The 7,120-nt window shown below is 57.7% G+C and carries 8 protein-coding genes and 1 pseudogene; 3 read left to right on the top strand and 6 right to left on the bottom strand.

Going from position 1 to position 7,120, the window contains the following annotated elements:
• Positions 1 to 1,117, top strand: a 1,117-nt coding sequence (locus ABYT07_RS17510) for a CRTAC1 family protein (RefSeq protein WP_372993315.1), incomplete at its 5' end; no start/stop codon positions are given.
• On the opposite strand, the gene ABYT07_RS17515 is transcribed toward ABYT07_RS17510, so the two are convergent.
• Both ABYT07_RS17515 and ABYT07_RS17520 read right to left on the bottom strand, forming a co-directional pair.
• The gene (locus ABYT07_RS17515; RefSeq protein WP_372993317.1) at positions 1,114 to 2,469 is read right to left on the bottom strand and encodes a cytochrome-c peroxidase; all 1,356 of its coding nucleotides are present in this window, start codon (positions 2,467 to 2,469) and stop codon (positions 1,114 to 1,116) included. The two genes, ABYT07_RS17510 and ABYT07_RS17515, sit on opposite strands and share 4 nt — an antisense overlap.
• Before the next feature lie 40 nt (positions 2,470 to 2,509).
• The gene (locus ABYT07_RS17520; protein WP_372993318.1) at positions 2,510 to 3,634 is read right to left on the bottom strand and encodes a pyridoxal phosphate-dependent aminotransferase; all 1,125 of its coding nucleotides are present in this window, start codon (positions 3,632 to 3,634) and stop codon (positions 2,510 to 2,512) included.
• Positions 3,635 to 3,676: 42 nt separating this feature from the next.
• On the opposite strand from ABYT07_RS17520, the gene ABYT07_RS17525 reads away from it, so the two are divergent.
• Positions 3,677 to 4,435 (top strand): MBL fold metallo-hydrolase, encoded by a 759-nt coding sequence (locus ABYT07_RS17525; RefSeq protein ID WP_372993319.1) that lies wholly within the window; start codon positions 3,677 to 3,679, stop codon positions 4,433 to 4,435.
• Between the two features lie 105 nt (positions 4,436 to 4,540).
• Positions 4,541 to 4,882: a DUF2853 family protein gene (locus ABYT07_RS17530; protein ID WP_372993320.1), complete on the top strand. Its 342-nt coding sequence runs from the start codon at positions 4,541 to 4,543 to the stop codon at positions 4,880 to 4,882.
• A 246-nt stretch (positions 4,883 to 5,128) separates the two neighbouring features.
• Here ABYT07_RS17530 and ABYT07_RS17535 read toward each other — a convergent pair whose 3' ends face one another.
• The 4 genes and pseudogenes from ABYT07_RS17535 to ABYT07_RS17550 all read right to left on the bottom strand — a co-directional run.
• Complete coding sequence (locus tag ABYT07_RS17535; RefSeq protein ID WP_372993321.1) at positions 5,129 to 5,551, bottom strand: EVE domain-containing protein; 423 nt, start codon at positions 5,549 to 5,551, stop codon at positions 5,129 to 5,131.
• Positions 5,551 to 5,823, bottom strand: a complete 273-nt coding sequence (locus tag ABYT07_RS17540; protein WP_372993322.1) for a YciI family protein — start codon at positions 5,821 to 5,823, stop codon at positions 5,551 to 5,553. Before ABYT07_RS17540 ends, ABYT07_RS17535 begins: the two co-directional genes overlap by 1 nt.
• 1 nt (position 5,824) lies before the next feature.
• Entirely contained in the window at positions 5,825 to 6,778 is a 954-nt protein-coding gene (locus tag ABYT07_RS17545) for an NAD(P)H-dependent glycerol-3-phosphate dehydrogenase (RefSeq protein WP_372993323.1), read from the bottom strand.
• Positions 6,775 to 7,120: pseudogene (locus ABYT07_RS17550) on the bottom strand (tRNA (adenosine(37)-N6)-threonylcarbamoyltransferase complex transferase subunit TsaD); the annotation flags it as partial. The gene ABYT07_RS17545 and the pseudogene ABYT07_RS17550, both read right to left, overlap by 4 nt.

A 7,120-nucleotide genomic window follows, 5' to 3' on the forward strand; every position in this document is an offset into this window, starting at 1 on the left:
AGCACGCTGGAATATCCCGCAGACTGATCAATGGACCACTGCGTTTACCGCGTGGTGGGACACGGGCGCACGTTTTCCGACCCTGGCTGTCGGTCATTACGTTGACCGCACAAACCCTGACGGGCCATTTGGCACCTGCGATACCCAGACGATTCTGAATCCGCAGGATGGCGGTACGCCCAGCTATCGCGCCGAGCTTCTGACCCCCGGGTTTTGCACCCTTTCAATGCTGGCATCGACAGACGCGCGCGGACGACAATCACTGCGCATATCCAACGATAGACACTATTATGTCTCTGGCGGATCAGAGCAGCTTTGGGATATCAAGGATCGCCGCTTTCTGACTGCAGATGACGGGTGGGATACGGTTTCGCTGTGGGGAATGGGCATTGCCAGCCGTGACTTGAACGGCGACCAGCGGGATGAACTTATGCTGACCTCGATGGGGGATCAGTTGATGCAGATCGCGCAGGCAGATGGGCGTTATATCGGCGCGCCCTATGATATCGGCACCTATGCACATAACCCTTATATCAAGGGCGATGGTCGTCCATCAACCGGCTGGCACGCCAGCTTTGCCGACGTGAACAACGACGGCCGTGCGGATCTGTTCATCGCCAAAGGCAATGTGGACCAGATGCCTGGCATGGCGATGCGCGACCCCAACAATCTGCTGATCCAAGGCAAGGATGGTCGTTTTGCCGAAGCCGGAGGCGTTGCTGGTGTGGCGGACACCGCCCGGTCCCGTGGTGCTGCGCTGGCGGATTTCGACAGCGACGGGCGGCTTGATCTGGTCGTCGTGAACCGCCGTGCGCCGATGCGGCTGTACAGGAATTTGACGCCAGATGCGGGAAATGCCGTTCAGGTGCTGGCCATCGGGGCAGGTGGCAATCATTTTGCGGTCGGCGCGCGGGTGATTGTGACGGCTGATGATCATCAGCAAAGCCAACAAATCACGATAGGCGGCGGGCACGCTGGGGCGGTGGCAGGCCCGTTGCATTTCGGCATCGCTGCGGCCAAGACTGCGGTGGTTCAGGTGCAGTGGCCTGACGGATCGCTAAGCGATATGGTTGATGTGCTGGCTGGCGAAACGATCTTGATCGAGCAGCCGAATTAGTCTGCCGTAACGCCGCCAACTGCTAATCCGCTTGGCACGCTTTTCGGGATACCCAGTCGGCCGTTCAGGGCGGTTTCATCGTCCAACGTCCGAAGAAACGATACTAATACAGCGATATCGGCGGCATCAAGCCCGCGTGGCGCGCGTATCATTGCAGCTTGGACAATGCTTTCGCGGGCAGCAGGATCATCCATTTCGCGCCAGTCGTTCCCCATTAAAGGTGGCAGGCGCACATCAAGACGTGCGGTGGAACTTTGTGCAAACCGCGCAGTGCCTGCAACGGGGTCAAGATGATCGCGTAGGAAGTGCTCGATCTTGCTGTGACCCCCTGCATGCCCCCAAGGTCCGGTTTGCATTACGTTGCGCAAAGACGGTGTGCGAAAGGCAAAAGCATCGTCAGTATCGCCGGTCACGCGCATCCGCCCCGTGTCGTGGGCGTTATTTTCGAACGCTGCTGCCTTGCCGGGACCCAGCTGTGGTGCGCCCATTGCGTGAAACCCGTGATCGGTCTGAAACGGTCCTGAATGGCACACGTTACAGCCCGCATCGCCGTAAAATAACCCCATGCCCTGCTCCGCTTTCAGCGGTAGTCCGACAGTCGGGTCGCGCAAATAGGCATCAAAGGCCGACGTATCAGATCGCCATTCATGGGCGATAAAAACAGCAATCGCGTTCGAGATATCTGTAAACGCAATGTCATCGGGCGTATCAATATGGTCGTAAACCGCGCTGAAACGCTGGGCATAATCAGGCAGGTCTGCAACCCGACGCGACAGGATATCCCACGCGCCATTGGACCCCGTAATCAGACCCTGACGCACGGCCTTTGCCACGTTATTCTCACCCCCGTGGCCGGCCATTTCATCAGGGCTTAGGACTGGAAACATGGTCTGTGCTGACAAAAGCGACGCAAAGCCGCCAAGCATGTCATCCTCAAGCGGTGTCCGGAACCCCGACGTCATGGTTGAATCTACCTCGATCCGGCCGTCATGGAATAGAACCGTAAATTCGGATGCCCCAAGGTTGAACAACGCCGGAGAATTCCGCGGGATGCGGTGGGTTGGCATATTGTCGGGATCGCCGCGGCGTTCCAGCCCCAAGCCGACGCCGCCTTCGCCCAACCCCAGCGACACCCCGTCACTGGTCGCGAAATCCGGGTGGTGGCAGGTGGCGCAGGCTATGTTGCGGTTGCCCGAAAGGATGGGATCGTAGAACAGCAATTGGCCCAGAATCGCCTCGTCCATATCTATGGGCGCATAGGCCGTCCTGGATACGGGGCTTGGCAACGGGTCGGCCTGTGAAACACAGGCGCTGAAGGCCAGCAACAGAACGGATGAACGGATCAAAATCATAGGATGACCTTTGCCCAATTAGGCTGTCTGGACAAGCCCGCTAGGCCCAATTGATCAGCGCCTGTGACAGTCGCGCCAGCCCGTCGTGCAGGTTAACGGCAGCACCGCCGCCCACGCCAAGTCTGATGTGGCGGGGTTGATCATAGGCGCTGCCGGGCAGCAGAAAGGTGCGATACGGGTCGGCCAGCAGCCTACGTGCGAAATCATCGCTGTCGATCCCGTCCGGTAGGCGGGCCAGCCCGATCAATCCGGCGCGGGGTGGCACCCAAGACAGGCCAGCTTGTGCATCGACCCAAGCGTTCATCTGCGCCAGATTATCACGGCCATCGCGGCGGGCCGTTTTCATTGCTGCCGCATACCTGTCTGGGCGCAGCGCGATTTCAGAAATTACTTCACCCATGATGTTCATGATCTCGGACGAATTTTCCCGCAAGATCACCGCATCCATGATCATCTGCGGATCTGGGCATATCATCCAACCCGTGCGCAGCCCCTGAAGGCCCAATGCCTTTGAGACTGAGCCTGTCGTGATCCCCTTGGGGTAGAGGCCGGCGACCGATGGTGCACGGGGCCCGTCCCATTCCAGACCGGCGTATACCTCGTCGATCAACAGCCACGCGCCGACGCGATCGGCGATGGTGACAAGCTGGGTGATCTCTTCGGGGCTTAGCAAATCACCGGTCGGGTTATTGGGGTTGGTCAGGAATATCATCTTGGTCTGATCGCTGACCGCATCGGCAATCTGGTCAATGGGCAGCCGCCAACCGTCGTTTTCCTGCCGTGTGATGCGGGTGATTTTTGCGCCAATGGCTTTGGCCAACACCTCGGCCTGTGGCCAGCCGGGTGTTTCAATCACGATTTCATCGCCGGGCTGAAGTAATTGCATGATCGCAAGGTAATTCGCCTCGGCAGCACCTGCGGTGATCAACACATCGCTTTGGCTGCAAACCCCGGTCAATCCGGCTTGGGCCAACACGTGATCTCGTAGCTCTGGCAGACCGCGAAAGTCGCGATTGTTCCAATCCAGGGACTGGTTTGGATCCAGATCAGCCAGATAATCCCCCAGCTTGGGCGACCCGGACAGCGAAAACCCGACCACTGCCTGAGGCGCTGCATCTGTGGTCTCCAGAAGATATTGGAACAACGTGTGTATCTTGACTTTCATGCGGGGCCTCTGGCTAACATGCCCGTGAAAAGGGGCAGATACATGAATATGCAAGTTTCTTTGAAAGGCAAACCCATACGTCTGGCAGTGCTGGATTATGGGCTGTTCCGGGTGCATTCAGGGCCGCGTGATGTCGGGATCTGTGGCTATGTCATTCAAACTGATGCGGGTGAAACCGTCTTGATAGACACTGGTTTTCCGCAGAAATACGCCCAAGACGCCGATGCCGCCACGGCAGAGGATGATCTGGGATCCTTTGGTCAGGTTCTGTCTGTGACGCCGGAAAACATGCCCGGCCCGCAACTGGCAAAGCTGGGCATAGCCAAGCAAGACGTGACGTTGATGATCCAAAGTCACACGCATATTGACCATGTTGGCGACATGGCAGGCTATCCGCAGGCCCCCATTCTGATCGCCGCAGCCGAGCGCGCGTTGCCAAGGCCGCTGTATTGGTCGGGCAAGCAGGTGATGGAGTGGCCCAATGCCGATTATGCGCTGGTTCACGATGATTTCAGCCTGTGCGACGGGTTCGACGTGTTGCTCTGTCCCGGCCACGCGCCCGGTCAACTGGCCTTTATGATCCGTCTTCCGGATACCGGTTGGGTGTTGTTGACCTCTGACGCGATCAGCCGCGCTTCTGAAATTGAGGAGGGGTTCGCGGGCTCTTGGGACGTGGATCTTGCCATCCATCACGGGGATCGCCTGATGAAGCTGGCCGCCGCACGCGATGCCGCCGTGATATTCGGGCACAGTCCCGAAGATTGGCCCACCCTGAAAAAGGCACCGCACTGGTTTACCTGAACCGGTAACCGCAGGGAAAAAAATTCTTTTGTGGTTTCGGATTAGCGACTAGGCTCCCTTTTGAGGCTGGAATAACCGGCCAAAACCAACGGTGGGAGACCTTGAATGGGCAAGAGAGACGAATGGATCGCGAAATACGCGGATGATCTGACAAACAAATGCGGTATGACGCCAGACATGGATTTGCTGACCAAGGTCACGATTGGCTGTGGCCCGTCGATTTACAACGCAGATGCGCAGACCGTCGCCGCATCGCAGGAAAGCGAGCTTGAGCTGGTCAAAACCAACTTTCTGATGAAGAAACTCGGCATGTCCGATAGCCCCGACCTGATGGAAGGCATCCACAAAGTTATCGAGACCTACGGAAAATCCGAGCGTAACAAATACCGCGCCGTCGTCTATTATATGCTGACCAAGCATTTCGGCAAAGAAGCCGTCTACGCCTAAGACGGCTACCAGAACCAAAAAGGAACGCCCGATGGTTAACCGGGCGTTTTTTTATTGTAAGGTGTTTGAATTACTCGATTCTTGCACAGGATCGGCTGATGCGGTATTCAGAGTGCATCGGCTAGTACGGCCAGAACATATTTCGATACACGTGAGGTGGTCTTTAGGGATTCACGTGGGGTGAGAAAGGGTTCTGGCGGGGTGCCGGAACCCTTTTTACGTTTATCCTTGAAGAATACGATGCCGTTAAGACGCTTCCGTATTCCCCATGGCGCAGATCTGTTGCCACTGTTCGTCTGTGACGGGTTGCACTGACAAACGCGGGCTTTTTACCAAAGCCATATCGTCAAACCGGCCATCGACTTTGATGGCGTCCAGCGTGACGGGCGTTTTAAACGGCCGAACCGCTTTGATATCTACACATTCCCAACGGTCATCATCGGTTGAACTGTCCTGATGCGCCTTGGCAATGATTTCTACGATGCCGACAATCGCCCTTTCGCCTTGGGAGTGATAGAAAAACCCAAGATCGCCTTTGGCCATTTCGCGCATGAAATTGCGTGCCTGATAGTTGCGCACGCCGTCCCATTCCTCGCCCGCGTCGCCTTTGGCGACTTGATCATCCCAGCCCCAAGTCGACGGTTCTGATTTAAACAGCCAATAGGCCATCAGCCGATCACCTTGTTCCAAGCGATCAGCTGAACATCCGCGAACAATCCGGCCTTGGCATAGGGATCGTTTGCGGCCCAATCTTGCGCCGCCGCCATATCGGCGACATCCAAAATCACCAGCGATCCGCACATCTGCGCGTCAGCATCCAGCAAAGGCCCGGCCTGAGAAACGCAGCCAGTGGATTTCAGATACTCCACATGAGCGGGGCGGTTTTCCTGCCGCACGGCTAGGGAATCGGCTTTGTCTTTGGCAATCAGGGCAATCAGCATGTCATTCTTCCTTTAGAGGGCGGGTCAAAAGCGACTTCATCGCGCTTTGCACATCTAATCTGTTCTCGATCAAACCTGCAACGGCGGCTGTGATCGGCAGGTCTAGCCCGTGTTTTTGCGCCAATCCATGCACCGCGCGGGCCGTTGCGGCCCCTTCGACGGTTGTCGCGCTGTCAAAACTGCGCCCTTCGCCAAAGGCCAGCCCAAGCCGGTAGTTCCGCGATTGGGTCGATGTGCAGGTCAGCGTCAGATCGCCAAATCCCGACAGCCCCGACAGCGTATCGGGATCGGCGTTCAAATGCGCCGCCAGCCGTTGCATTTCAGCAAAGCCGCGGGTCATCAATGCGGCCCGTGCGCTTTCGCCCAGTCCGGCCCCCATCGCGGCGCCGCAGGCAATGGCGACTACGTTCTTTAGCGCGCCGCCCAGTTCTGCGCCGATGGTATCGACCGTCCGGTAAAGCCGCAGGTTCTGCGTTGTCAGCGCCTTTTGCAGCCTTTCACCCATCGCCGCATCGGCGCAGGCCAGTGTCAGGGCTGTCGGTAGACCGCGTGCAATATCAGCGGCAAAGCTGGGGCCGGTCAGAATGGCTGGAACCGCATCGGGCAGAGCTTCACGGATCACCGCAACAGGGCCAAGGCCGGTTTTCAGCTCAATTCCCTTGCAGCAGGCGACAATGGTTTTGCCAGCCAGCAGGACGGCATGATCGGTCAAAAAGCCGCGCAGCTTTTGCATTGGTACTGACACCAGCAAAATCTCTGCTTTGGCGGCATCCTCGAAAATGTCTGTGACGAACAAGGCATCAGGAAAATGGCATCCGGGCAGGCGCGCTGCGTTTTCGCGGATAACGTCCATGCCCTGTACGTCGCGGGCCCACAGGGTGACCGGACCTTTATGCGCCAGTGAAGTTGCCAGCGCAGTACCAAAGGCACCGGCACCCAGAACTGCAATGCTCATGCTTTAGCCCCTTTTTTACCACTGCCCAGCATGGACGGTTGCTTGGTGTCCAAGGGCCATCTTGGCCGCGCCGATAGCGTCAGATCATCGGGGTCTCGCAACTGGCTTTGTTCCGCTGCGGCAAAGGCGATCATCGCGGCATTATCGGTACACAGGCTAAGCGGCGGCGCGATAAAGGCGGCGGCGACTTCGTCCGATACAGTCTCTAACCTTGCGCGAATGGCGCTGTTTGCGGCAACGCCGCCCGCCACACACAGGCTGCGGGTTTCGGGCGCATGTTCCAGATACAGCCTTAGCGCGCGACGGGTCTTTTCTGCCATGACATCAACGACAGCGGCCTGA

Origin of the sequence: Sulfitobacter sp., from assembly GCF_041552635.1 — a bacterium.
In the GTDB taxonomy this organism is placed as follows: Bacteria; Pseudomonadota; Alphaproteobacteria; order Rhodobacterales; family Rhodobacteraceae; genus Sulfitobacter.

Excerpts from the sequence above, each read along its gene's own strand:
- ABYT07_RS17515 (WP_372993317.1), bottom strand. The coding sequence starts at position 2,469 with ATGATTTTGATCCGTTCATCCGTTCTGTTGCTGGCCTTCAGCGCCTGT.
- ABYT07_RS17520 (WP_372993318.1), bottom strand. The coding sequence starts at position 3,634 with ATGAAAGTCAAGATACACACGTTGTTCCAATATCTTCTGGAGACCACA.
- ABYT07_RS17525 (WP_372993319.1), top strand. The coding sequence starts at position 3,677 with ATGAATATGCAAGTTTCTTTGAAAGGCAAACCCATACGTCTGGCAGTG.
- ABYT07_RS17530 (WP_372993320.1), top strand. The coding sequence starts at position 4,541 with ATGGGCAAGAGAGACGAATGGATCGCGAAATACGCGGATGATCTGACA.
- ABYT07_RS17535 (WP_372993321.1), bottom strand. The coding sequence starts at position 5,551 with ATGGCCTATTGGCTGTTTAAATCAGAACCGTCGACTTGGGGCTGGGAT.
- ABYT07_RS17540 (WP_372993322.1), bottom strand. The coding sequence starts at position 5,823 with ATGCTGATTGCCCTGATTGCCAAAGACAAAGCCGATTCCCTAGCCGTG.
- ABYT07_RS17545 (WP_372993323.1), bottom strand. The coding sequence starts at position 6,778 with ATGAGCATTGCAGTTCTGGGTGCCGGTGCCTTTGGTACTGCGCTGGCA.